Source organism: Pedobacter sp., from assembly GCF_031119335.1.
Classification (GTDB): Bacteria; Bacteroidota; Bacteroidia; order Sphingobacteriales; family Sphingobacteriaceae; genus Pedobacter.
The window spans coordinates 36,502-62,029 of the sequence record NZ_JAVHXT010000019.1; the positions used below are offsets into that span (position 1 = coordinate 36,502).

The following is a 25,528-nucleotide window of genomic DNA, read 5'->3' on the forward strand; positions in this document are numbered from 1 at the left end:
ATTTTTAAAACAGAAATTGTTTTTTAGAATGCGTAGCCTAGACTTAATTTGCCGCTTGTTCCTTTGTTTCCGCCCGCATTAAGAATGCCGTAGAACTTGTTTAGTTTAACGAAAAATGCAACATCAATTGCTTTTCCATTAATTTCTTCAGTTGGATTAGACTGTCGTAAGTTACTGTTTAAATCTGCAGTAAAGCCGTAGAAAATTCTAAATGCAAATTGATTAACCGGACGATGTTTAGAGTGCCAAATAATTTCTGTGGCTGCACCGGTAGTATACATTACAGTTTTTGACGCACTGACTACATCCGGATTGTTCATTGTGCTGTATTTCTTTCTAAACGAAGCATAAGATCCATTTTCGAAACTAAGGCTATTTTCCCAACTTAGTAGTCTAAATTCGGCATTCCCAGAGATATCGTAAAACCCTAGGGAAGTTCTAAGTCCGCCGCCGTAAAAGTTTTTGTTGTCGAACTCTGCAATTTGTCTTTCGCCTCTGTTGGTATGGGTATCAGAAGTTCTACCAGCAAAACCATAAGCACCGTAAGCGAAGTTTAGGTGTTTGAAGGTCTGTCCACGACTAACGTTAAGAAAACCCATGTCTAGGTTGCCAGAATTGTATGGTAAAGTTAGTCCTGCAATACTTCCACTAAGGTAAGTTTTGCTTTTAACAGAATCTACTTCCATAGGTTTGGGCAGGTAGCTGATGTCGTTCCCTGTAACAGCTGGTAAGAAGTATGAGGGAGTTTTACAAGATTGTAACGTAAGAATAATAGCAACTGTGCAGAGTGTTTGAAGGCGTTTCATTGATGTTATGTTTTTCTAAGATACAAAACATTCTTTAACAGTATGTTAATTTTTTCCATTGGTAAATCTTCATCCGGATTAACCAATAAAATCTTCATCTTAGCCCTCTTTTCTACCAACAAATCTTCGTCATCTAATAAATTGCCATCTACGAATCCAATGTAAGGTTGTTTGTATTTTTTATGTATCCATAAATAACAAAGCATTTTATTATCATGATAGAAGAAAGGTAATTTATACTTCCACTCGGCTGTAACATGTTCGTCGACATTTAGGATGATATCTCTCAAACCTAACATACAACTGCGTATAGGTTCCTGTTGCTTTAAATAGAATTGGTCTAGGTCGCTTAGCATTCCTAAAAGTCTACTTCTTCGAAGAAATCGATTAAACCGCCAAGATAATACTCGGTAATGCCTTCGGTAAATTCTTTATAATCTTCTTCTGGAATATTGGTTTGCACAAATTCTAACGAAGTTCCTTTCTTGTCGTGGTGTAATTTAATTGTAACAATAGATGGCTCATTATCTTCTCCAAAGTACCATTGCTGAACAATTTTTTTGTTAGGCTCAAATTCTAAATTTTTACCAACAATATCACCATCCCATAAAGAAAATTCAGTTCCAGCTTCTTCTTCAAATTCTACCTCGGCGCCAGTCCACAGTTGAATGCTTTGTGCTTTGGTTAAACCTAAATAAACTTCTTCGGGAGGAGCGGGTAGGAGTATGTATTTTTTGAATGTTTTCATCTGGGTGTTTAATTGTCTTTATCAGGATTTGCTTGATTTTAGGATTAGGGGGATTTCTGATGTTAAAACTATTATAATAAAAATCCTTTAATCTTGTAAATCCTGATATGTTATGGTGTTGGGTTATACTTGTTATTTGAGTTATAAATTTTCTTAAACTGTAAACTAGTACTTCCGAAATTAATTAACAAACCAATCGGAAATTTATAGGCAGTAACGTAATTTTTTGCTTGTGCTAAGTGAGCATCTTCTAAGTTAATCACGGCTTTTAACTCTACTACCACCCGGTTTTCTATGATGAAATCTGCTCTTCTCATTCCAACTTCTATATCTTCGTAAAAAATGGTTTGCTCAACTTCTCTAGCATAAATTAATCTAGCTCTGCTAAGTTCAATTGCCAAACAACGTTGGTAAATCACTTCTTGAAATCCATTACCTAGTGTGTTATGAACTTTCATTGCACAACCATTTACTTTGTAGGTGATTTCATCGATACTCATCATTTAGCTGGATGTTTAATTGTTTTTATCGGGATTTGCTTGATTTTAGGATTAATGGGGTTTGGGTGTTTAATTATCTTTATCAGGATTTGTTGGATTTTAGGATTAATGGGATTTGGATGTTTAGAGATTATGCTGTTATGAAATATTATCATGAAAATCAATTCATCCTAAAATCCTGATACAGACATTTTGCTACTTAAAAGCATTAATCCCTGTCACGTCCATGCCTGTAATCAGTAAGTGTACGTCATGTGTACCCTCGTAAGTTACCACAGATTCTAGGTTCATCATGTGGCGCATAATCGAATATTCACCTGTAATTCCCATGCCGCCCAACATCTGGCGGGCATTTCTTGCAATATCCAAAGCAATTTCTACACTGTTTCGTTTAGCCATAGATATTTGTTCTGCCGAAGCTCTATTTTCACTTTTCAGCACGCCCAAACGCCAAACCAAAAGCTGACCCTTAGTAATTTCAGTGATCATTTCGGCCAGTTTTTTCTGCTGTAATTGGAAGCCACCAATAGGCTTGCCGAACTGTTCGCGTTCTTTTGAATAGCGTAAAGCAGTATCGTAGCAATCCATCGCAGCGCCTAAAGCACCCCAGGCAATGCCATAACGAGCTTGGTTCAAACATCCCAGTGGACCTTTTAAACCTTTGATATCTGGAAATACATTTTCTTTCGGCACTTTCACATTATCAAATACCAGTTCACCCGTAGCTGATGCACGTAAACTCCATTTGTTATGTGTTTCTGGCGTGCTGAAACCTTCCATGCCGCGCTCTAACACCATTCCTCTAATTTTCCCTTCTTCATCTTTAGCCCAAACCACAGCAATATCAGCAAAAGGAGCATTAGAGATCCACATTTTTGCACCATTCAATAAGTAATGATCGCCTTTGTCTTTAATATTGCTCACCATTCCACCTGGGTTAGAACCATGGTCTGGCTCAGTCAACCCGAAGCAGCCCATCAATTCGCCTGTAGCCAATTTTGGAAGGTATTTTTTACGTTGCTCTTCAGTTCCGTATGCGTAGATAGGATACATGACCAGCGACCCTTGTACAGAAGCAGTAGAACGAATGCCAGAGTCTCCTCGTTCAATTTCCTGCATAATGATGCCGTAGGCAGTGTAATCTAAACCTGCACCACCGTACTCTACCGGAATGGTAGGGCCAAAGGCGCCGATTTCTCCCAAGCCTTTAATCAAATGTCTCGGAAATTCGGCTCTTTGTGCGTAATCTTCAATGATCGGACTTACTTCTTTTTTAACCCAATCCCTAACAGATGTACGTATCAATAAATGCTCTTCAGATAAAAGTTCGTCTACCAGATAGTAATCAGGTGCTTCGTAAAGGTCTTTTCTTGCAGATTTACTCATTTCAAATTTTGGTTTTAGATTTACAATTGGTTATGCTCAAAGTTAGTAAAATACATCAATCCTTAAATAAAATTTGGGTATTATTGCGATATAAATAGAACTGATATGTACACGCAAACCGTTGCTTTAAGAGATGTAAGATGCCATGCTTTTCATGGCTTTTATCCAGAAGAAAATTTGATAGGATGTGTGTTTATGGTAGATGCCGAGGTGACTTTCGTAACAGAAAATAAAGATACCGAAAACCTAGACAAAACAGTTAACTACGAAGTGCTTAACAATTTCATTCTTAAGGAAATGCAACAAACGCAGAAACTTTTAGAAACAGTGGTTAAAAATATTTTAGAGCAGATAAAAGCCGCTTATCCCTTCATTCTTTCAGCAAAAGTTGGTATTAGGAAGATGACCCCCCCTATGCCCGGTGAAATAGGACATTCGTTTGTAGAGTTGAGCTATAAAGCAGATTAGCCTCCGTTTTCCCCAATTTCTTGTGCTAAGCCAACTAGCAGCCCATCTGCAGATCTGATGTAACACAATTTGTAAGAAGTTTCATAGCGTACTATTTCTCCAACAAGTGTAGCGCCATTTTTGATTAGTCTGGTTGTCAATTCTTCAATATCCTCTACAGTAAACATCGCACGTAGATATCCAAGCGCATTTACTGGTGCAACAGTGTGATTTGATAGGATAGAGGGAGTTACGAACCTAGAAAGTTCAATTCTACTGTGACCATCTGGCGTAACCATCATCGCAATTTCAACTGTTTGATCGCCAAGTCCAGTAACTCGACCCGCCCATTCCCCTTCTATCATCGCCCTGCCTTCCAATTTCAAACCAATTTCAGAGAAAAAAGCAATGGCATTGTCTATAGATTCTACAACAATGCCAATATTGTCCATTCTTAAAAGTTTGTTTTGCTCCATATCAATCCGTCAATTTATATAAATTAGCTTTCCAGTTGTTCAAAAGCAATCATTTTGTTTCTTTCTCTATCTGGAATTGGTACAGGGCTTTTTGTTTCATAATCATAAACTACACAAACGGTTTTACCTTTGCTGCATATAATTTCTTCACCATTTTTAGTTTTAACTAGCACATATTCTAGATCGAAGCTGGTTTTTCCAATTCGAGAGGTACGAACATATATACTTATTTTATCACCTAAATGCAGTGGCTTAATATAGGTATTGCTGGCCTTTCCAATTACAACGCCAGTTTTTTTCCAATCCCACTGTATAGCTTGCTGCCAATATTTGGTGCGCCCAATTTCCATATAAGTAAAGTACATAGCATTGTTTACATGTCCCATCATATCTAGATCAGTAAAGCGCATTTCTAGTTCAGTCCTATACTTAAATACGTCGGTTTTTGTTTCTATAACTGACTTTTTGTCTTCTTGTTTTTCTTTTTTGCGCCAAAGTGTCTTGAAAATCATATTTTTTTGGTTTGGAATACTGTTTGAATAAAGGTTTGTATCAAATAAAAATTAAAAAATAATAAGGAGATATATAAAATGAGCTTAGTAAAATTCAACAACAGAACCAGAAACACAGCACCATACTTTAACAACGTATTCGATTCTTTGTTTAGTGATGCCTTAAATAAAAATTACGGTGTAAATAAAGTACCGCACGTAAATATTTTAGAAACACCTACACATTTTAAAATTGAGTTGGCTGCACCAGGTTTAAACAAAGAAGATTTTAAAATTGAGTTGAAAAAGGATAACCTTTCTATTTGGGCAGAAAAGAAAGCAGAACAAACTGAAGAGCAAAAAAATTACACTCGTAGAGAGTTCGAATATTTATCATTTGCCAGATCATTTGTATTGCCAGAAAATATTGATGCAGAAAAAATTAATGCAGAGTATTTAAATGGTATCTTAAATATCACTATAGGCAAAAAAGAACAAGCTAAAGACGAGCATAAAGAAATTGTAGTTTCATAATACAATGGTTTGATTTGACCCATTATTGGGTTTGGTTTAAGGTTGCAAGGGCGCATGAAAATGCAGCCCTTGTTTTGTATAGATCAAACGATATAATGTTTTAGAAAGCACTTTTCGGTGTTCAAATTAGCATTCGTCCCGTTATTTGCTTTACTTCGGCTTCGCCTGCGTGTTCGCTGCTACCGGGTTTATTTTACTCGGTTCTTTGCTAAAAACAACGTTGTTTGGGATACTACTGTAAGTTCTCCAAACGGGATAGCAAAGGAAACCCAGATGTAGCAAAGCTTACGGTTTTTAGTTGCGCACATTTGCGGGGATTTGGAATTACGAGTGTTCGGAAAACTTAAAATGAAGGTTTGGCGTGATAGATTGCCGCGTGGCTACTCTTTCCGATACACTAGGAGTAAACTATCGCAATGACACATGTATTTTCGTCATTGCGAACTGAAGCGTAATTAAGTGGGAAGAGTGAAGCAATCTACCCAATCTTAGATTCTTACGAACATACTTGTGATTTGAAATCTACAGATTAAAAGTTAAGGATTGCAAATCCCTATTAGCGGACATAAGAACAAACCTCATAGGTTAAAAAAACTACAAACCTAAGTTCGATTTAATAACGTACGCAACCGGCGAGGTGTCGATTTGATATAAAACAGATTAATAATCAAATAATTAATTACTGAGCTTAGGTTACAAGGTTTTGCATTTTAGCAGTTTTACAAGGTTCAAAATAGTTCTGTTTTAAGTTATTTAGACCTGATTGTAGCGGATATCCTTTTTGTTGCGTCATTTCGACGAAGTATGAGGAGAACTGAAAGAAAGCAACGCTAAATCTGTTTTTAAGGTTTGTTTTAATTGGAGATTTAACTTCGTTGATTTTAAATTCTCATATGCGTTCGAAATGACGGAGAAATTGGCAAAAAGACATCAACGAAAAGCAGGGCTGAAATATCCTAAGTAACACGAATATTGCTTTTCAAAACCTTAAAAAACACTATTGCTTGTAGCAAGATAACCGCTGGTTCAAATTAGCAAAGAAATAAATTAGAAAATAAAGACATTTAATTCCCGTCAAATGCGAACTTTGCGCCCTTAAACAATAAATAAGGATATGAAAAGAGTTGTAGTTACTGGTCTAGGAACTATTAATCCCTTAGGTCATAATGTTGCCGATTTTTGGACGAACATTGTGGATGGTAAAAGCGCATGTGAAACCGTGACGAGGTTTGATGCTTCTCGCTTCCGTTCGCAAATGGCTTGCGAAGTGAAAGGATTTAATGCCGCAGAACATTTAGATAGAAACGAAATTAAGCGTACAGATTTGTTTACGCAGTATGCTTTGTACGCCGCTGCGCAAGCAATGGAAGATTGCGGTATAGATCTAACTACGATTGACCCTTTTGATTTTGGTGTAATTTGGGGAAGTGGACAAGGTGGTATGCAAACCTTCGAAACTGAGGTAGAGAACTACGTAACTGGCGAATATAACCCACGTTTCAATCCATTTTTTATCCCCAAATTATTGGTAAACATGGCTTCTGGATTAATTTCGATGAAGTTTGGTTTGCAAGGTATTAACTATACGCCAGTTTCTGCTTGTGCTACAGGTAACAACGCCATTATGGATGCCTTTAACTACATCAGAATGGGTAAGGCAAAAATGTTTGTAACCGGAGGTTCTGAGGCGGGAATAACGCCAGCTTCGTTCGGTGGTTTTGCTGCGCTAAAAGCGATGTCGCATAGGAATGATGATCCACAAACTGCAAGTAGACCTTTTGATAAAGATAGAGATGGTTTTGTGATGGGCGAGGGAGCAGGCGCTTTGATTTTAGAAGAGTATGAGCATGCTAAGGCAAGAGGTGCAAGAATTTATGCAGAAGTTGTAGGTGCTGCCATGACAGCAGATGCTTACCATATTACTTCGCCACATCCAGAGGGAATTGGGGCGGCTAAAGCAATGAATTTGGCATTGGAAGAAGCGAATGTAAAACCAGAAGAGTTAGATTATTTAAATCTTCACGCTACTTCTACGCCAGTTGGCGATTTAGCTGAATTGAATGCGGCTTTCTTGGTTTTTGGTACTTCGCAAAACCTGCACATCAGCTCTACCAAATCTATGACTGGCCACTTATTGGGTGCAGCAGCAGCTATTGAGGCTATTATTGCGATTAAGAGTATCAATGATAATATTGTACCTCCAACAATTAATGTTTCTGAACCAGACCCAGAAATTCCGGCTGGAATGCAATTGGTGTTTAATAAGGCTTTGCACAAAGAAGTGAAAACGGCAATGAGTAATGCTTTTGGCTTTGGTGGCCACAACAGTACGGTAGTTTTTAAAGAATTGGTTTAATATAAGAGCATTGATATAAGAGACTTACGAAGTTTCAAAAACTTCGTAAGTCTTCATCTTTACCATTGAAAACACATTAATGGTAGAGGTTGACTTCGTTAGACTTTCCTTGCTTCTTCATTGTGAGGTATACAGTTTATCCCGACTATTCGAGAAGGCAATCTTAAAGCAAAAACAATATTAAATATAAAAGCCCCGAATTAAACTTAATTCAGGGCTTTTTTATATAAGCTCGCTGTAATTATTTCACACCGTGCATTAGCTTTTTAACGATCGGTCCTAAAACGAATGCAAACAAAGAAGCTGCTAACGAAACTCCCGTAAGCATCCAGAAGAAATAACTGTAACCTTTTTCATCAGCTACGCTCTCCGACATTTCTCCGAAAATACCAGCTAACTTGTTACCTATGGCCACCGCTAAATACCATACACCAAACATGATGGCAATCATTCGTCCAGGGACTAACTTACTCACATACGATAGCGCTACTGGAGATACACAGAGTTCGCCCATGGTATGGAAGAGGTAAACAAAAACCAGCCACATCATACTTACAGAAGCAGATTTAGCACCTGCCGGAATAGAAGCTGCACCAACCGCTACGAATGCCATGCCGATGGCCAAAAACAGCATTCCGATAGCATATTTGTTGTTCGCCGATGGATTGTGTTTACTGCTCCACCATTTAGAGAATAGTGGTGCCAAAGTAATGATGAACAATGAGTTTAAAATGTTGAACCAACTAGCGTTGATTTCAGTTGCAGCTACTCTAGAAACGATGGTAGCTTTGGTAGGAGAAGTTTGATTATTATCGTACTTTATGTTGTGTGTTACTAAAATTTGCTTTGCATCGCCAACTTTTAAGGTTTCTTTTTCGCCTTTGGCAAGTCTAATTTCGCGTTTAATAGTTGCACCAGCAGTTGTAGTAAATTCTACTTCTGCATAGCTTACCAAGGTACCAAAAGCACCAGGTTTTTCTTTATCAACAATATTGGTGATCTTTCCGTCGAATACATCGCCAATGTAGTTTTTATCCTTGTCTACTAACGCATTGTTTTCTACCGTTGCTTTGTCGCTTGATGTATAAAATGAGTTGTTTTCCAAGTCGATAATCGCAACCTGTTCATTATCCTTATAAGATTCTGACGATACCACCTTTCCAGTATTTACAACGCCATTGGCATTTTGATACTGAACATTATAAGAGGTAGATTTATATTCATTTACTACCATCCAGATCGCAATTCCCCAGATAATTAAAAAACTGAAACCTAAAATTATATTAGATAGTTTATATTTTTTGAAAGTTTGTCCGAATAATTTAAAAAGTACCCAAGTAATAATTGCTAAAGGGCCTACTGTAATCAACGAATTTACAATCTTGAATATGGTGCCCGAAGTTCCTTCTAAAATTCGCTGTGTATAATCTTTAGCGAATAGCGTTAACGAACCTGGAGCTTGCTCAAAAATAGACCAGAAAATCATCGTGATTATCGCAAAGAATACGATAGCTATCATTCTGTCTTTTAAAATCTTATCATATCTGCTAATTCTGGATATCAATAGGATAAGGAAGAGCACAAGCGCAGTTAAAATAATGAAATTGCTACCATCAATTCCGAACAGATTAAAACTGAATAAATTTGTTGTTCCTTCCGAGATTTTATTTACAGGATCATTCAAAATCCATGCTAAGCCTAATCCGATACAAGCTATAATTAATACCATGTGGAAACTTGTGAAAGGGTTTAACTTACCGCCTTCTTGTTCGGTAGTAACAGCAGCAGCTTTTTCAGCTGGTGTTGCTTTAACAGGTTTTAGGCCAATATTGCCAAAAATTCCCTGAGCAAACCAGAACTGTAATAAACCGAAAAGCATGAAGATACCAGCTACACCGAAACCCCAGCTCCAGCCTACTTTTTCGCCCAAATAACCGCAAAGCATGATACCAAAAAATGCACCTGCATTTACCCCCATATAGAAAATGGTGTAAGCACCGTCTTTCTTTTCAGGGAAATCTTTGTACATTTCTGATACGATAGATGTCATGTTAGGTTTGAAGAAACCGCTTCCGAATACTAAGAAAAGTAGACCGGCGTAAATGAAGAACGATGTTTCAAGCGCCATAAAAGCATGTCCTAATGTCATTAACAACGCACCTACCACTACGGCCCAACGTATACCGATTACTTTATCGGCAAAATAGCCACCCAACATTGTAGAAAGGTAAACTAATGCGGTATAGGTGCCGAAAATGGCTAAAGCGTGTTCCTTTGGCCATCCCCAACCGCTGTCTAATACTGATGCAGTAAAGAATAGTACCAATAAGGCTCTCATGCCATAATAGGAGAAACGCTCCCACATCTCTGTGAAGAAAAGTACAAAAAGCCCCGACGGATGCCCTAATACCTTACTCTTGAAAAAATCATTTTGATCTTCTGCAGTAGTTGTTTGCATAAATTATTTGATAAGTTAGTCTTAGTTTTTTATAAAAAATTGGGTGCAATATAGGCTAATACATTTATATTTTATCAACAAAATTAATGTTTGCCCTTTTGAAATAAGGTTGTAGCCTTTCTTGGTGTGCTGTATAGCTCGTCTAAATTCGATGCTTCGTTTCTTAACTGAACGTTTTCCTTAAAATATAAACGTTGATAGCTGATAGAATACCCATCGAAACTCGAATCTGATACGTAATACTCTGCTTTGCCTTCCATATCATCGTCGTAAGGTGCCAAATGATCAAATACAATCAAATTTACCTGTTTATCGAAGGTTAAGGTCATCGAGTTTCTCTTGTTATACTCAAAAACAATTCGATTTTTATTGGCAGCTTTTCGCTTTACTTCAAAAACACCTTTCCCGAAAACAGCATTATCTTTAGCGAACGAAAGCACCTCGATAACCTTCTTGGTGGTCTTTTCATCGTTGCCTTTCCATCCTAACAAAAGATAATAAGGGGTTTGACCAGGGTAGGTTACCGGAATGATTTCGTAATAACGAGCTCCATACCAGTTTTTTTGATCTGTAATAAGGTTTTCATCCGTAATATTCGATGTGCCGTCATTTAAAGGAATAAGTTTTAAAGAACCGTCTTTCGTTGCCAATTGAATGGTTCCGTAAAATTTGTAGGTGCCATCGGTAAAAGGCAACGACCAAGTGATTATTCTAAAAGTCTGGTTTGGCGATTTTAAAAAGGAAACGTTATTAGCCAGTGAATCGAAATCGAAATGAAATGAATGCGGAGTTTTAAGCACGCTAATTAGCTTTTTAACGAACATGGTATTGTAGGCCATCCGTTCTACATCGTCCTTAACCGTCACGGTAGAATCGCTATAGGTAGACAAGCTATCCTGCGCTAAATTAAGTTTCTCTAAATTTGCAGGCGTAATGAAGGTTTGGGCGTTCAAATTCCCAATCATCAAACACCAAGTAGTTGCAAATAAAAGCGTCCTTAAAATATTCCTATGCATTTAATTTCGTTAACGAAGATTTTCTATAACTATTGCGCTGGCACCGCCGCCGCCGTTACAAATTCCGGCAACGCCTATTTTTCCTTTATTTTGTTGTAATACCGATAAAAGCGTCACCACAATTCTAGCGCCAGAAGCACCAAGAGGATGGCCAATGGCTACAGCGCCGCCATTTACGTTAACTTTCTCACCATCTAAACCTAGTTCTTGGTTGTTGGCTAAAGAAACCACTGAAAATGCCTCGTTAATCTCAAAATAATCTACCTGATCTTTGGTAATATTAGCTCGTTGCAATGCTAATGGAATTGCTTTAGAAGGAGCTGTGGTGAACCATTCTGGTGCTTGCTGTGCATCGGCGTAGGCCAAAACCTTAGCTAATGGAGTTAAACCTAACTCCTTTGCTTTGTCTGCACTCATTAAAACTAACGCAGCAGCACCATCGTTTAAAGTAGAAGCATTGGCAGCTGTAACCGTACCATCTTTCTTAAAAACTGGTTTCAGCGATGGTATTTTATCAAACTTTACCGTTGCAGGCTCTTCATCTTCGCTAAACAAAGTGATTTCACCTTTTCGATCTTTAAGCTCTACTGCTATAATCTCTTCTTTAAACTTTCCGTTTGCTTGGGCATTTTGTGCTCTTTTGTAAGATTGGATAGCAAACTGATCTTGATCTTCTCTTGTGATCTTGCAAGTTTCGGCACAAAGCTCTGCTGCAGAACCCATGTGGTAATCGTTGTAGACGTCCCACAATCCGTCTTTTACTAAACCATCAGTTATCTGTCCATGACCTAAACGATAGCCATTTCTAGCTTTATCTAAATAGTAGGGAACATTGCTCATGCTTTCCATTCCGCCTGCAACAACAATTTCGTTTTCGCCTAACGCAATACTTTGAGCTGCCAGCATAATTGCCTTTGTGCCAGAAGCACATACTTTATTAATGGTGGTTGTAGGTAGATCTGGCAAGCCCGCAAATTTAGCCGCTTGTGTTGCTGGTGCCTGCCCCAAATTGGCGGATAAAACGTTACCCATGTACACTTCTTGTACTTGCTCTGGTTTAATTCCTGCTTTAGCAATAGCACCTTTAATTGCAAAACCACCCAGTTGCGTGGCCGAAAATACTGATAGTGTGCCGCCGAAACTTCCAATTGGAGTTCTAACTGCTGATACAATAACTACTTCTTTCATTTGTAATGTATAAAATATATTTGGTTGGCGGCAATTTAGCTATAATATGATAAAACCCGTAGATAGTCACTTCTTTATTGCAGAATAAAAACTAATCTGAGTCATTACTTTTTTTGGCAGATTTCTTCCTCTTGGCTTTAACAGCTTCATTAAGGAGGTATTCTATCTGCCCGTTTATGCTCCTAAATTCGTCTGCAGCCCAATTTTCAATTTCCTTCAGTAATTCAGAGCTAATTCGAAGCGCAAATGCTTTTTTATCTTTATCAGACATCAGTTTTAATCATTAATAGGTGATGATCCTTCTTTAATACCTTCAAAAATTGGCGAAAGTTTTCAGATTTAGTCGTGCTGAACAGCAGCTTTTTATTGTTTTTCAGTACAATCTGAAGACCAATCGAATCACCATCGAATATAAAAGCTTTATCACTCCATTTAAACCATAAACGATAACGGAAACCCCAGCCACCGTATTCTCCTAAAGCATCGTATTTTCTAAGGTAAGCACTATCAATTTCGTCCCAACGAATACTTTTGGTTCTTGTGAAAGGCCAATATTTATAGGTAATGCCATCTTTGTTTACAAAAAGTGAAAGATAGTTCTGATTTATAAAATAGGCTAAGGCGAAAATAAGAACAACTCCTACAATTGGAAGGTAATAAATCTCTTTAAGTTCTTCTAAGCTTACACCAGTATCACCTAAAAAAGTAATACTCAATATAATGATGGCTTGTATACCAAATAGGATATAAAGCCACCATAAATTTAATTTTTGTATTTCTTTGTATTCCATTAATTGTATAGTGTGCCTGTATTTACAACTGGTTGAGCATTTCTATCGCCACATAACACCACTAGTAAGTTGCTTACCATAGCCGCTTTGCGCTCTTCATCTAACTTAACTATTTCCTTTTCAGATAATCTCTCCAAAGCCATTTCAACCATCCCAACAGCGCCTTCAACAATCAGTTTACGAGCTGCAATTACTGCAGAAGCTTGCTGGCGTTGCAACATAGCGCTCGCTATTTCCTGTGCATAGGCTAAATGCGAAATTCTTGCTTCTATCACTTCAATACCGGCTCTCGAAAGGCGGTCGTTTAGTTCTTGTTCTAAAAGTGAGTTTACTTTATCCGCACCATCTTTAAGGGTGATTTGTGCATCTTCGTCTTCCAGATTATCGTAGGCAAAGCTATTTGCTAAATGTCTTACCGCCGCTTCACTTTGTATACTCACATATTGCACATAGTCTTCTACAGAGAAACTGGCTTTTGCTGTTTCCTGCACTTGCCATACCACTACAGCGCCAATTTCTATGGGGTTGCCCATTTTATCGTTCACTTTTAATTGTTGTCCGTTTAGGTTTCTAGCTCGCAACGACAGTTTTTTCTTGGTAGTTAGCGGGTTTACCCAGAAGAAACCATCAGATTTTACGGTGCCTACGTATTTTCCAAATAAGGTTAATACTTTCGATTCGTTAGGGTTAACGATAATCAAGCCCGGTAGAACGAGAATGAAATCTATAGTTAATACAAGAGCTCCCCAACCAAATTGACGGTGAGCTAAAAGGTATCCCCCAACAATTAAGAGGATAATTGACACGACTAACGTTAAGTAGCCAGAAGGTGGTTTGATAATTTTTTCAGATTGCATAATGATATTGTTTTGATATCAATTTTAATAAAAATATTTTTTAGTTCCAAATGATTTTTTCCACTCTCTTTAATCTATTGGCTACTTTATGTGCTTATGAAGAAATAAATAGTATTTTTGATTTATTAAAAGAATTATATTTTGGCCAAGATTAAAAAGAATTCGCATAAAATACTTTATCGCAAGTACTCCTCCAATTTAAAATACGTAATGATGGCAGTTTGTGTGTTGGTGACAACATTTTACTTGCCTAAGCAGCCCCGCTTTCGTTATGAATTTGAAAAGGGAAAAACTTGGTTAAATAAGGATTTGATTTCGCCATTTAGTTTTGCCATCTTAAAAACGCCGCAACAAATAGAAGAGGATAAGAAAAGTGTCATAAATAATATCTTACCGTTGTATCAGTACAAAGACGAGGTTTTTAAAGATCAAAGTGAGGCCTATCTCAACGAGTTTGATGTTAAGTGGAGGTCTAACACTTTAAATGAGGCTGATAAAGAAATAAATAGGCAACGTTCCCATCAACTCCTTAAAACTATTTACACCAGAGGGATTATAGATATCAATCCAAAACATCAGAAAGGAAACAAATATTACGATTTTTCGCAAGTAAGAAACAATGTGTCTACTAAAAGTAATTCGCAAGATGTTTTTACCACAGAAACGGCTTTAAATTATTTAAAAGAAAACTTTAAGGGTAGTGATGAAATTAAGCAAACAGTTTTAGATTTGGCCGAAAGTCATTTGAAGCCTAATCTTCTATTCGATGAAAGTTTAACTGCAACAGTGCAAGCTAACGCACTTAAAAGCATCTCTACTACCAAAGGAATGGTACAAAAAGGCGATTTGATTGTAGCTAATGATACTGTCATAGATGAAGAAGTTTATCAGAAACTAGTATCTTTTAGGGAAACCTATGATGCACAAACCAAAAGTGTAGGCGATGATAAATTGGTTTTCTTGGGGCAAGTACTCTTGGTGGGATTTATCATTACCTTGTTGATGGTGTTTCTGTATTTGTTTAGGAAGGATATTTTTGCAGATAGCAGGCAGCTTTCGCTAATTCTTTTGGTGGTAACTTCCATGTTACTGGTGCTTACTTGGGCAATTAAGTTCAATTTGTCCAACCTGTACCTTATACCATTCTGTATTGTTCCCATCATCATCAGGATTTTGTTTGATACACGTTTAGCTTTAAATCTACATTTGTTAGTGATTTTGATAGCAGGTTTCTTCGTGCCTAATAGTTTCGAGTTCGTTTTCTATCAAACCACAGCGGGTATGGTAGCCATTTACAGTATCAAAAATTTGGTTAAAAGAGAGCAGTTGCTTATCTCAGCATCTTTTATCCTAAGTGCATATTTTATCTCTTTTATGGGGATTACCTTATTAAGAGAAGGCTCTTTAACGCATATAGAATGGGCGAACTTTTTGCCGTTTGTATTTAGTGTGTTGTTGTCTTTATTAGCCTATCCGTTAATTTATGCTTTTGAGAGGGTGTTTGGAATTACTTCAGATGTGGCTTTAATTGAATTGACCAACACCAATAATAAATTGTTACGTGAACTTGCTTTTAAGGCACCAGGGACATTCCAACATTCGCTTCAAGTAGCCAACCTAGCCGAAGCAGCAATTTTTAAAATAGGAGGGAATGCGCTATTGGTAAGAGCAGGAGCTTTGTATCACGATGTAGGTAAGATGGAAAACCCTCAGTATTTTATAGAAAACCAAACAGGCACCAGTCCGCACGATAAGTTGCCATACGAGCAAAGTGCGCAAATTATCATCAGACACGTACATAAAGGCATCGAAATTACACGTAAGCACAAATTACCAGAGTCTGTGATAGATTTTATTAGAACGCATCATGGTAATACACGGGTCGATTATTTTTATCAATCCTTCCTTAAAAACTCTCCAGAAAAATTTATAGACGAGAATATTTTCCGTTATCCAGGACCAATACCTTTTTCTAAAGAAACTGGTGTTTTAATGTTGGCAGATTCGGTAGAAGCAGCCTCAAGAAGTCTTAAAAATCCGGACGCACAAAGCATAAGTGACCTAGTTGAAAGGATCATTGACTACAAATTGGAGCAAAATCAATTAGATAATTGCGATTTAACGTTAAAAGATTTAGAAACTATTAAGTTGATATTCAAGACAATGCTAATGAGTATCTATCATGTTCGCATAGATTATCCAAAAACAGTGTAATTTTTTTTTGCAAACATTAATGAATTACTATATTTGCAACCTCGAAACGCAGCAATGTTGATCGAAAGGAGAGGTGCCTGAGAGGCCGAAAGGAACAGTTTGCTAAACTGTCGTACTGGTAACGGTACCGCGGGTTCGAATCCCGCCCTCTCCGCAAAATAAAGGTGATACCACCATCGGGGTGTAGCGTAGCCCGGTATCGCGCCACATTTGGGATGTGGAGGTCGTAGGTTCGAATCCTGCCACCCCGACTTCAGAGGACAAATCAAATTTATGTTTGGTTTGTCCTTTTTTATTTCCCTCTAAACCTGGAACTGCAATTGGAATTGCAAATCCACTTGGGCAATTCCAGTATTCTTTTACTGAGCAGTGAAAAAACCGTAGTTTATTCCAACACGAAGTGCCTTAAGCCCATTCACGCCTTGTAGTTCTTCCAAGTCAAGTTCCTCCAAGTCATCGAGCAATATTTTCTGGTCTTGTAGGTAGCGGATGTAGGTAATGTATTCGCTCGCCTCGCTGGCGTTGTAATAAACCATAGCAATTTTTCCCGGTTGGGTGAGCCTTTCTTTGCCATCTTTTAGTTTGGCCTTGTCTATCCTCTTTTTAATTACCTCGTAACGGATGTTATAGGCGCCTTCCACATCAAATCTCCGCTCATCATTTCTAAAGCTGATATCGATTTGGTTAGAATGGATAAAAATGAGCTGGGTAGTGTAGAGCGGTGTGGATAGCTGGCCCAGCATTCCGTTTGTTAATCTGGCTACTTCTGCCATCGACTGAAGCTGCCATAGTCTAATGTTTTTGAGGTACATCGTATCAAAGGGAATGCGTGGGGCAATGGCCTGCCCAATGTAAATGTCGTATTCCACGCCATCCGATCTAAATTTGGCAAAGTAGAAAGGGTAGGTGGCCTGCAGTTCTTTCTGCGAATTTTCAAGGTATTCGCCCACGGTCGTATTGATCATCTGCATGGCACTTTCTAACGTACGCCTATGCTGAAATGAAATCCCCGTTTCGGGAAGGATGCTATGAAAATAGGGGGCAATGGTTTGTGTGGCTCTGGGCTGGGTTTCTCCAATATGTTTGAGTACTGGATGTACTTCAAACTCTAAAAACTCGCTAACAATATTTTCTTGTAAGCTATTGTCTAAAGTGTTGATTTTTTCTATCAAATTTCTAGCATTAAATAATAGTTTGTCGAGCAGTTCCAGTTTAAGTATCTCTTTGAGCTGGAGAATGGTTTGACTTAACAGGTCGAGCTGTATCTTTAGGTCTTCCCGCAACGCTTGGTTACGTTCTGTAGTAGAATTTCTTATATCAATAGCGCCAAACAAAGGGTAAAGCCCCTTAAAAGTAACCGTTTCTATTTCTTGTACCAACTGCTGATTCTTGTTTTTATGGAGGAAATCCCAAGCATGTTCATTAAACTTCCATTGTACCGAAGGCTGAAGGGCGGTAAATTTGTCCTTAATAACTTCATCCATTTTGGTGTTAAATTCTTCGATATGGTACTGAAAAAGCTGGCCCAGGAGCGGAATGGCCCTTGATAGTTTAGAAAGCAGGTTGTCATCTAACACCAGTTCTGCTTTGGCATATATCTCTAATAGGCCAACCGTTTGTCCGCTGTAGGTTACCGGTAGTATGGAGTAGGATTTAATGCCATATTTACGGATAGCTTCCATAAACGGCATTTCTTCCATTTGCTCATCGGTCATACCGTTAAAGAAAAGCGGTTTAGGATCTTTCCTATACTCGTAGAATTTTTGGTGAAATACTTCTTGGTCCATGCCAAACTGTTTGAAAGCATTTAGCAATAGGCTTGAGATACTTTCTGTGGTATCGAAAACAGGCTTATCATTAACGGTGAGAAAAGGTAACAGACCGAAATCTATATCCGCTCTCCCGGTAAGGGTTTTTAGCGATTGTATAATGTGTTCATAAGCAGATTGTTGGTACGTGTGGTTAACAAGTGCTTTGGTAATTCCATCTAGGGCGTATTGCAGCGACACGTCGGTAATGGATAGCACAGTAAAACCATCGAAACGGAAATCACATAACGGAAGTTGCTGTTTTAGCATTTCAAGTTCCTTTTCGTTTTGCCCAATGCCAGAAAGTTGATCGAAATTGAGTTTTGGAAGCGTTTTCTTGGTGTAGGTAATGTCTACAAATTGTGTATCTACATTTACTCTGTAATATTGGCGCAGGCCAGTATCTTTATTGGTGTTGGAAAAGGTAAGTTCGGTGTCGGAAAGGGTATTGTAGCTGTACAGTCTTTCCATGATCATGTTGTAAAGAAACGTGAACTGGTGTTCTTCATGTGAAATTGAATGTGTATTTTCCAGTTTTTCGGCAGATGTTTCGGTATTCTTAATGAAATCGTACATCAAATCTGTACTGAAAAATATCTGTTGCGGCACAGGTGTGCTCAAAGCCCAATAAAGCTCTTTCTCGTCGGCAAGCAATGGTGTTAAAATGGTGAAGATAAGTTCTAATGTTTCCCTATGTCCATCCAGCACAGCAACATCTAGCGTTTTTGCCAAAGCTTCCTCCGTTTCAATTTTCTCTAGAAGATAACGATAGAATTCCCGTTTCATGGTTTTCTCTGTTTTAAGCCTGCGCTTTAGATAGGCAATTAATGGGCGAAACGAAAGGCTCCAAGTGGCTGGGCAAACAGTTTGGTCGTCTTTTTTTATGTTGATGATTTGGGTGTTCATTGGATCTAAAATCTAAAGTTCATTGAAAAATAAGGGTACCAGCCTTCTCTAGAATAGGCGGCAACCACGCGTAAAACCGCCATTGATGCAGGTGCAAAGTACATACCGCCACCAACACCATGGTGCCATGCGTTCGAAGAGTCGTGAGCAGACCATACCCTTCCTACATCGTAAAGCCCCATCATACCTACTTGACCAGGGAGTATATAACTTACGAAATCTCCCAGTTTTAGACGCATTTCCAGGTTATTGTAGAAACTTTGACGGCCAGCAAACCTAAACTGCCGGTAGCCGAGCAAAGTACCCTCGCCACCCAAATAAGCGTGCTGATAAAAAGCAGGCTTGCCCACGGTTAGCGTGCCTCCAAAACGGTTGGCAAAAATAAGGTTGGCCCTGCCATCGAGGTTTTTGTAAAGGGCAATTGAACCTTGAAACTGGGCAAAAGAATTGGCAGAACTGCTTAAGCCTTTATAGCCAGATAACTTAAAATTGATGTAGCTGCCCAAGGTAGGCAAAAGGTCTTGGTCTCTGGTATTGTTAATGAAGTTTATTATAGCACCAGCGAAGAACTTGTTACGGTCTATCACCAGACTATCTGGAGAGTGTAGCTGTGAGGTTTGATTGATGAAACGACCAATATTATCACTGCGATCAAATCCGTAATATTGGAAACTCGGACCAAGGATAAGGGTAGATTTTGGGTTTCTCCAACGTACTGCCGGATCTAGTTGTATTAAATTGAAACGGGTGCGGTAATAACGGATGGTTTCGGTAAATGGACTTTGGTTGCCAATACCAAAGAAATTGCGGGTATTGTCTGGTGCCTGTACACTGGCGTGGATCAGGATATCGGCACTGCCCAAGGCTTTGAGCCAATCTCCGGTATAGTTAAAGCGTATGGCAGAGGTAGCCACCGAATACAATGCAGCAAAAGATTGAGAATTGCCATAGGGCTGTTTCCTAAAGCCAGGGCTGGTCACTTTAACCAACGCACCCAAAGAAAGGCCATCATCGGCGTTAAACCCTATATTTGGAAAAACAGAAGTTCTGCGGTAAAGATCCTTGCCCAGATAAGTAGCATTGCCTGTATCTGTAGCTAGCTTTGTTCTCAGTTTATTTTGGTCTGCGCCACTAAAAGTATTGTCGCCCTTTAGCCCAAACAGGCGAATGGATTTAGCGGAGGCTGGTACATCATAAACCTTTTTGCCTTTGCCGGCAATAATCCTTAGCGAGATAGGTGAATTCTTTTGATCTAAAAGTACACTGTCGTTACCGTTGCGAAGGTAGAGGTTGATCCTCTTGGTAATCTTTGGGTCGAAGGTGTTGCTAAAAATAATATCTTTAACATCACCAGATTTATTGATTTTGTAAAGCTCTACTTTCAGATGTCCGTTTGCAGCATCGGTAATCACTGCTTTTTCGTTCTTGTGGCTAGCCTGTATATCTACTATACGGAAGAAAAAATGATAGTATTCATTCATTAGCTTGGGTATTGCTGCCCTTCGCTGTTTCAGCTGTGCCAATAGCTGGTCGTGTCTTAAGTCGTAATTTTCCTTTGGTAATCGTTTAAGAGCTTCTTCCAATAGTTCATCGGTGTAAAGGCTACAAAATTCCAGTACTTCCCTGTCCCACTGTGCTTCGGTATATTGAGAAAGAATTTTACTGTTCATGGCTCTACCTTCCCATAAAAACCAGTTGATGTCTTTTAGGTTGCGTTCATAGCCCTGCATAAATAGCAATAGGTCTGATCGTTGGGCAAAACGTTGCAGTTTGCCATCCGATTGGTAAAATACCTGATCACGGTCTCTTGGAACGGCCGTATACTTAACACCTTTCTTTGTAGCCACTGGTTTCCAACGCCATTGGTCTTCATGACGGTCCCAGTCGCCCAACAGTACATCTAATGCTTTGGCTCTTAAATATCCTTTGGCATCGTAGGTATTGTCATTGTCTTGGTCTAATTTTTTGAAAAACTTGGCGGTATTATCAGAATTGCCCAGTGGATGGCGTTCCTCTAGTAAGCATACCGTGTTTTCGAAGATAGCTCCATAATCTCCCAAGGCAACATCTGGAGAAACTAGTCCTATGATGGGGTTGGCATGTGGTACGCCCGCAACCTTGGCCAATACAGGTACAACCAATGCGCTGAAAGGGTGCTGTGAGGCCATGTTATCTCTTACAATATCTTTGGCAAAGGTATTTTGTAGTCCTTTGGGAAGTAATACCTCTGGATATTTTTCTACGCTGCGCAACACATACTCCTTGCCGTTTTTGTCTTCGAGCCTAAGCGAACGGGATTGGTTACCACCGCCCAATTGTGTGGGTTTTAGCCCGCCGTTAATTTCGGAGATACGGATTACTGGCAATTTGGTATCTAACGCATAGTCCTTGCGGTAGTTGTCGCCAAAAATATAACGATGGAAACGTCCCACACTATCGAATGATGGTTTTACTTTTACCATTACGCTATCGGCAGTAATCACTGTTACCGCTTTTTGGGTTTTTTCGTCTACAGGGGTATAGGGCTGGGTATAAGTGTACATTTTTTCAACACCTGTTTCATTATAGAGGTAATATTCATAGCGCATGCTGTTGTCCATTAACTGATCTGCAACAACGTAGCCATTGTGGTAACTTTGGAATAGGGTGTTCTTGCCTTTTTTGTTGGGCGAATGTTTGGCGCCAGCACCACTCACAATCTGTAGCTGTGCCGATTTGATCAATTGTAAACCGTGTTCATGCCCAGCAGCATATACCACATTCGGCATATCTCCAAAAACTCCGTTTACTTTGGTAATCATTTCCTTGTACAAAGGATGTTTCATATCCTCTGGGTTTAAAAAGGTAGACCTTAAAAAGGGATAGAGCGAGCCTATGCCAGGCAGCGGAATGTAAAGGTTTTTATTGAGAGAAGTAAGTGGAAACAAATGGTTCTTGAAAGTAAAATATCCACCATGTGCTCCATAACTCTGAAAAGGGTGGTGGGAGGCAAGAATAATCATCTTGTCGCGATTTTGGTCGCGTAGTTCCCGCATACGTACCAATACTTCTTCCTTGCTGTTGCATTCGCAGTCTGGATTGCTTTTTTCGAAAGGGAATAGCCACCATTCGCTATCGTAGGCAATAACAGTAAGCTTATCCGTTAGGTTAATAGCTATTGGATCTGGACATCCGTTGCTAGGCAAAAGTTTTAACTGCTTGTCGTTAAAAGAAGCTAGGTATTCGCTTTGCGCTTGTATCTTGGCTAATCCATTGGGTCCAGATTTATCCCAATCGTGGTTGCCTGGGATAAAGTACACCGTAGCACCTTTGGCACGCATAGGTTCAAACTGCGATTTAAGGATCTGTGCGGTATGTGCAAAGTTGTTGCTACCAGGCAAGGCCATCCCTGTGGGATAGATGTTGTCGCCAAGAAAGAGGGTGGTGGTGCGGTCTTTAATAACGTGGTTTGCAGCACTGATCAGCGATTGCCGCTGACCTGCATTCATCTCGCCCGCGTCACCAATCAAGATCATGCGATGTTTCACCTCATCTTGCGCCCTTAGTAAAAAAGGAACAGCTACAAACAGTAGATAAAATGCTATAATTAATCTTTTCATCGCCTATTTTTTTTGAGCCTTGTAACTAAATTTTAAGATGTTTCCATATTGTGTATCGCTACCTTCATTAGAAATATAAAGGTTTGCGTTGTGGTCAAAGGCAATGCCTTCTGGTTGGTTAAACTCGTTAACAGAAAGTGGGTATAGGTTTTTAATTTTCCATTGATTATCTGTAACCACCAGTGTTTTGTTGATGGCCGATAACAGATACCATTCGCTAGTTAAAGGGTGTTTGGCCAAAGCCGAGGGATGGAAAGTTCCTTTTTTACGCCCCGATAGCTTGCTTACTGTACTTACATCTATTTTGAAGGTGCCGCTAAGCTTAAAGAGACCTTCGGTTTGTAGGCTAAGAATAAAACCACTGGTTTGTTTAGTGCCCTTATCTACAGCACACTCTTTACAGATCACGTAGAGCTTGTTTTGTATAACATCTGCATACATGCCCTCGTATTCGCCTTTCGGTAACACAGATTTAGTATGCGCTACATTTTTGGTTTCTTTATTTTTTGTTTCTTCCAGTGCAAAGCTAAAAAGGTCGCCGTTACTTTTCAGTACCATCACCTTTCCCCAAGCAATGGCGATGTCTTCAAAGTCGCCGTCTTTTGCAAATTTGGTATGCTGGTATTTTTTTGAACCTAAGCTAATGGTAAATACCTTACCTTCTTCGTCTTGTTGGGCGTACACTTTGGATGGGTCTCCATTGGCAAAGGCAAAGCCCGAAATCTCTAGCAGTGCTTCGGGCATATTGTATTTTTCGGGCGCCGATAGGTCGTATCCTAATGGACTTTCTACTTTATCTTTTTTCTTTTGAGCACAGGAAAGGAAAGCTGTGGAGCAGCATAAGCCAAAGCAAATGCCAATAAAAGTGAGGTTGAAGGAATGGGTGAGTTTTGTCATGTTGTTTGTAGATGATTTTGATTTAAGTATTCGTAGATGGCTTTTTGCGACTGTATGGGAGTACCAGCGTTTTCAACGGGGATGTTTTGAAATTGCTGGTTCAGGTAGGTGGCCTGTACATTGTCGGCAAGTTGGATGTTTAGCAGATCTTTAAGCTGTTTTTTAATTTGATTGTTATAGATGGGAAAGCATACTTCTATCCTACGATAGATGTTCCTTGTCATCCAATCTGCCGAGCCCAAGTACAGTGCTTCGTTACCATCGTTGTAAAACCAGAAAAGACGACCATGCTCCAAATAGCGGTCAACAATTCTGCGTACTATAATATTTGTGGTGGGTACTAGGCGGCAGATACCTCTAATGATGAGTTCTATCTTTACTCCTGCAGCAGCAGCTTTGTAAAGCTGCCTAATCATTACTTCTTCTTCCAGGTTATTTAGTTTGATAATGACATGTGCTTTTTTACCGCTTTGGGCATGCTGTATTTCTCGTTGTATCAAATCAAGGAAAGCCTGTTGCAAATTAAACTGAGCCACTAACAACTTTTGGAAGTTGATTGGAGGATGTTCGCTTGGTTTTTTCCTTTTTGCCAAGAAGATGAACAATAATTCCAACTCCCTCAACAGATCAGGGTTGGCGGTCATCAAAATATGATCGGTATAAAAGTTGGCAGTGGTTTCGTTAAAATTACCAGTAGCCAATAGGCCAGTATATTGAGTTCTTAAACCTATTTTTCGTTTTACGAGGGCTACCTTTGCATGTACTTTTAGGGCAGTAACGCTATAAATAATCGCTACACCAGCGGTTTTCATCTTTTTTGCCCATTTAATATTGTTGTTCTCATCAAAACGGGCCTTAAGCTCTACCAAAACAGTTACTTTTTTCCCGTTCTTGGCGGCAGTAATCAGTGCGTTTACAATTTTCGAATCTTTGGCTACACGGTAAAGCGTGGTTGCTATTTCGGTAGTAGTTGCATCGGTAGCCGCTTCATTAAAAAATTGGAGCACGCTATCGTACGATTGGTAGGGCGGATTAATTAGTATGTCCTGAGCTAAGATGAACTGATGCAGAGTTTCGCCCTTAGGTAGAATTGGATATGGTATTTTCGGCCAGTTTTTATGGCTAAGTTTCGGGTCTTTGATCGGAAAATCTGCTAGATCTTTTAGGTTGTGATACCTGCCGCCGCTAACAATAGTGGCATGGGCAACATTTAGCCTTTGTACTAATAAGTCCAGAACGTCTGCACTCATTCCTGGAGAGTATAACAAACGGGTAGCTAAACCTTGGTCACGTTTTAGCAGTTGTTTTTCTAACTGATCGGCCATATCGATGCTGTACTCGTCATCTAGTTCTAGCTCTGCATCTCGGGTAATCTTAAAACTATGGCAATTGGTAATGGTACCTTGAGGAAACAGCACCGCAAGATTTTCTTGGATGATATCGTCTATGAAAAAAACTTTGCTGCGTTCTTCATATTTAGTGAGATAGAAACGTGGCACCTGCTCGGAAGGTATATTGACGATGAAATGTTGGCTGTTACCTTGATCATTTAATTCTACCAAGAAATAAAGCAGGTTGTTTTCTGGAAAATAGCTGGCCTCGGGTGTACCGAGAGCTATAGGACGTAAAAAGCCCAACAGCTGGGTCATGAAATAATGCGTCAGTTCGGCACCGAGTGCAGGTGGAAAGGGCTGACCATAGCTAAAATCAATGCTGTTACTGCTCAATGCTGGCAGTACGGTTTCTTTTAAGATGCGGCCGTATTGTTGCTGTTGCCGGTCTATGGTTTGGTTGGCCTCTTCCAATACATGCTTCTCGTGTTCATCGTGAGTTTTCTTATGTAGCTTTTTGAGCGCCTTTAAAACAGGATAGCGGACCCTGTAAAATTCGTCGAGGTTAGAAGAATAGATAGATAGAAACTTGATACGCTCTAACAATGGGGTAGCACTCGCCGCCGCTTCGGCCAATACTCTAGCGTTAAACGACAGCCAACTCAAATCGCGGTTCAATAATAATGGTATTTCAGCTTGTTTTATTAAGGTTTCCATCT

Annotated in this window: 21 protein-coding genes and 2 tRNA genes; 6 read left to right on the top strand and 17 right to left on the bottom strand. The window is 39.2% G+C overall.

Annotated elements, in window-relative coordinates:
- Positions 1–23 precede the first annotated feature (23 nt).
- The 5 genes from REI64_RS16720 to REI64_RS16740 all read right to left on the bottom strand — a co-directional run bounded on the left by REI64_RS16720 (position 24) and on the right by REI64_RS16740 (position 3,440).
- Entirely contained in the window at positions 24–806 is a 783-nt protein-coding gene (locus REI64_RS16720) for a hypothetical protein (protein WP_308851293.1), read from the bottom strand.
- Between the two features lie 5 nt (positions 807–811).
- A complete protein-coding gene (locus REI64_RS16725) occupies positions 812–1,162 on the bottom strand; it encodes a DUF1801 domain-containing protein (RefSeq protein ID WP_308851294.1) in 351 nt (116 codons plus the stop codon).
- A gap of 2 nt (positions 1,163–1,164) precedes the next feature.
- Complete coding sequence (locus REI64_RS16730) at positions 1,165–1,554, bottom strand: SRPBCC domain-containing protein (RefSeq protein WP_308851295.1); 390 nt, start codon at positions 1,552–1,554, stop codon at positions 1,165–1,167.
- Between the two features lie 110 nt (positions 1,555–1,664).
- A complete protein-coding gene (locus REI64_RS16735; protein WP_308851296.1) occupies positions 1,665–2,057 on the bottom strand; it encodes a GxxExxY protein in 393 nt (130 codons plus the stop codon).
- A gap of 192 nt (positions 2,058–2,249) precedes the next feature.
- Complete coding sequence (locus REI64_RS16740; protein ID WP_308851297.1) at positions 2,250–3,440, bottom strand: acyl-CoA dehydrogenase family protein; 1,191 nt, start codon at positions 3,438–3,440, stop codon at positions 2,250–2,252.
- Between the two features lie 105 nt (positions 3,441–3,545).
- On the opposite strand from REI64_RS16740, the gene REI64_RS16745 reads away from it, so the two are divergent.
- Positions 3,546–3,908, top strand: coding sequence for a dihydroneopterin aldolase (locus REI64_RS16745; RefSeq protein WP_308851298.1), 363 nt, complete (start codon positions 3,546–3,548; stop codon positions 3,906–3,908).
- Here REI64_RS16745 and REI64_RS16750 read toward each other — a convergent pair.
- Both REI64_RS16750 and REI64_RS16755 read right to left on the bottom strand, forming a co-directional pair.
- Positions 3,905–4,363, bottom strand: a complete 459-nt coding sequence (locus tag REI64_RS16750; protein WP_308851299.1) for a VOC family protein — start codon at positions 4,361–4,363, stop codon at positions 3,905–3,907. The genes REI64_RS16745 and REI64_RS16750 overlap by 4 nt on opposite strands.
- Positions 4,364–4,386: 23 nt before the next feature.
- Positions 4,387–4,875 (bottom strand): thioesterase family protein, encoded by a 489-nt coding sequence (locus REI64_RS16755; RefSeq protein ID WP_308851300.1) that lies wholly within the window; start codon positions 4,873–4,875, stop codon positions 4,387–4,389.
- A 78-nt stretch (positions 4,876–4,953) separates the two neighbouring features.
- Between REI64_RS16755 and REI64_RS16760 the strand changes: the two genes are divergently transcribed.
- Both REI64_RS16760 and fabF read left to right on the top strand, forming a co-directional pair.
- Positions 4,954–5,388, top strand: a complete 435-nt coding sequence (locus tag REI64_RS16760; RefSeq protein ID WP_308851301.1) for an Hsp20/alpha crystallin family protein — start codon at positions 4,954–4,956, stop codon at positions 5,386–5,388.
- Between the two features lie 1,114 nt (positions 5,389–6,502).
- Positions 6,503–7,744: a beta-ketoacyl-ACP synthase II gene (fabF, locus tag REI64_RS16765; protein ID WP_308851302.1), complete on the top strand. Its 1,242-nt coding sequence runs from the start codon at positions 6,503–6,505 to the stop codon at positions 7,742–7,744.
- Between the two features lie 241 nt (positions 7,745–7,985).
- Here the strand turns inward: fabF and REI64_RS16770 are convergent, their stop codons facing one another.
- The 6 genes from REI64_RS16770 to REI64_RS16795 form a co-directional block, all read right to left on the bottom strand.
- Positions 7,986–10,202, bottom strand: a complete 2,217-nt coding sequence (locus REI64_RS16770; RefSeq protein ID WP_308851303.1) for an oligopeptide:H+ symporter — start codon at positions 10,200–10,202, stop codon at positions 7,986–7,988.
- A gap of 83 nt (positions 10,203–10,285) precedes the next feature.
- On the bottom strand, positions 10,286–11,218 hold the full coding sequence (locus REI64_RS16775) for a hypothetical protein (protein ID WP_308851304.1): 933 nt from the start codon (positions 11,216–11,218) through the stop codon (positions 10,286–10,288).
- A 9-nt stretch (positions 11,219–11,227) separates the two neighbouring features.
- Positions 11,228–12,406, bottom strand: a complete 1,179-nt coding sequence (locus tag REI64_RS16780; protein ID WP_308851305.1) for an acetyl-CoA C-acyltransferase — start codon at positions 12,404–12,406, stop codon at positions 11,228–11,230.
- A 91-nt stretch (positions 12,407–12,497) separates the two neighbouring features.
- The gene (locus tag REI64_RS16785) at positions 12,498–12,677 is read right to left on the bottom strand and encodes an Arc family DNA binding domain-containing protein (protein WP_308851306.1); all 180 of its coding nucleotides are present in this window, start codon (positions 12,675–12,677) and stop codon (positions 12,498–12,500) included.
- Positions 12,670–13,197, bottom strand: coding sequence for a hypothetical protein (locus tag REI64_RS16790; protein ID WP_308851307.1), 528 nt, complete (start codon positions 13,195–13,197; stop codon positions 12,670–12,672). Before REI64_RS16790 ends, REI64_RS16785 begins: the two co-directional genes overlap by 8 nt.
- Entirely contained in the window at positions 13,197–14,054 is an 858-nt protein-coding gene (locus tag REI64_RS16795) for an SPFH domain-containing protein (RefSeq protein WP_308851308.1), read from the bottom strand. The genes REI64_RS16790 and REI64_RS16795 overlap by 1 nt, the downstream gene beginning before the upstream one ends.
- 141 nt (positions 14,055–14,195) lie before the next feature.
- Between REI64_RS16795 and REI64_RS16800 the strand changes: the two genes are divergently transcribed.
- The 3 genes from REI64_RS16800 to REI64_RS16810 all read left to right on the top strand — a co-directional run bounded on the left by REI64_RS16800 (position 14,196) and on the right by REI64_RS16810 (position 16,519).
- Entirely contained in the window at positions 14,196–16,268 is a 2,073-nt protein-coding gene (locus tag REI64_RS16800; RefSeq protein ID WP_375142000.1) for an HD family phosphohydrolase, read from the top strand.
- A gap of 67 nt (positions 16,269–16,335) precedes the next feature.
- A tRNA-Ser gene (locus REI64_RS16805) sits at positions 16,336–16,422 on the top strand.
- A gap of 23 nt (positions 16,423–16,445) precedes the next feature.
- A tRNA-Pro gene (locus REI64_RS16810) sits at positions 16,446–16,519 on the top strand.
- A 108-nt stretch (positions 16,520–16,627) separates the two neighbouring features.
- Here REI64_RS16810 and REI64_RS16815 read toward each other — a convergent pair.
- Genes REI64_RS16815 through ppk1 form a run of 4 tightly spaced genes read right to left on the bottom strand, consistent with a single transcriptional unit; the run spans position 16,628 to position 25,526 of the window.
- A complete protein-coding gene (locus REI64_RS16815) occupies positions 16,628–18,982 on the bottom strand; it encodes a hypothetical protein (RefSeq protein ID WP_308851309.1) in 2,355 nt (784 codons plus the stop codon).
- 5 nt (positions 18,983–18,987) lie between these two features.
- Positions 18,988–22,581: a metallophosphoesterase gene (locus REI64_RS16820; RefSeq protein WP_308851310.1), complete on the bottom strand. Its 3,594-nt coding sequence runs from the start codon at positions 22,579–22,581 to the stop codon at positions 18,988–18,990.
- Positions 22,582–22,584: 3 nt separating this feature from the next.
- Entirely contained in the window at positions 22,585–23,478 is an 894-nt protein-coding gene (locus REI64_RS16825; protein WP_308851311.1) for an SdiA-regulated domain-containing protein, read from the bottom strand.
- Entirely contained in the window at positions 23,475–25,526 is a 2,052-nt protein-coding gene (gene ppk1 / locus REI64_RS16830) for a polyphosphate kinase 1 (RefSeq protein ID WP_308851312.1), read from the bottom strand. Before ppk1 ends, REI64_RS16825 begins: the two co-directional genes overlap by 4 nt.
- Positions 25,527–25,528: the final 2 nt, after the last annotated feature.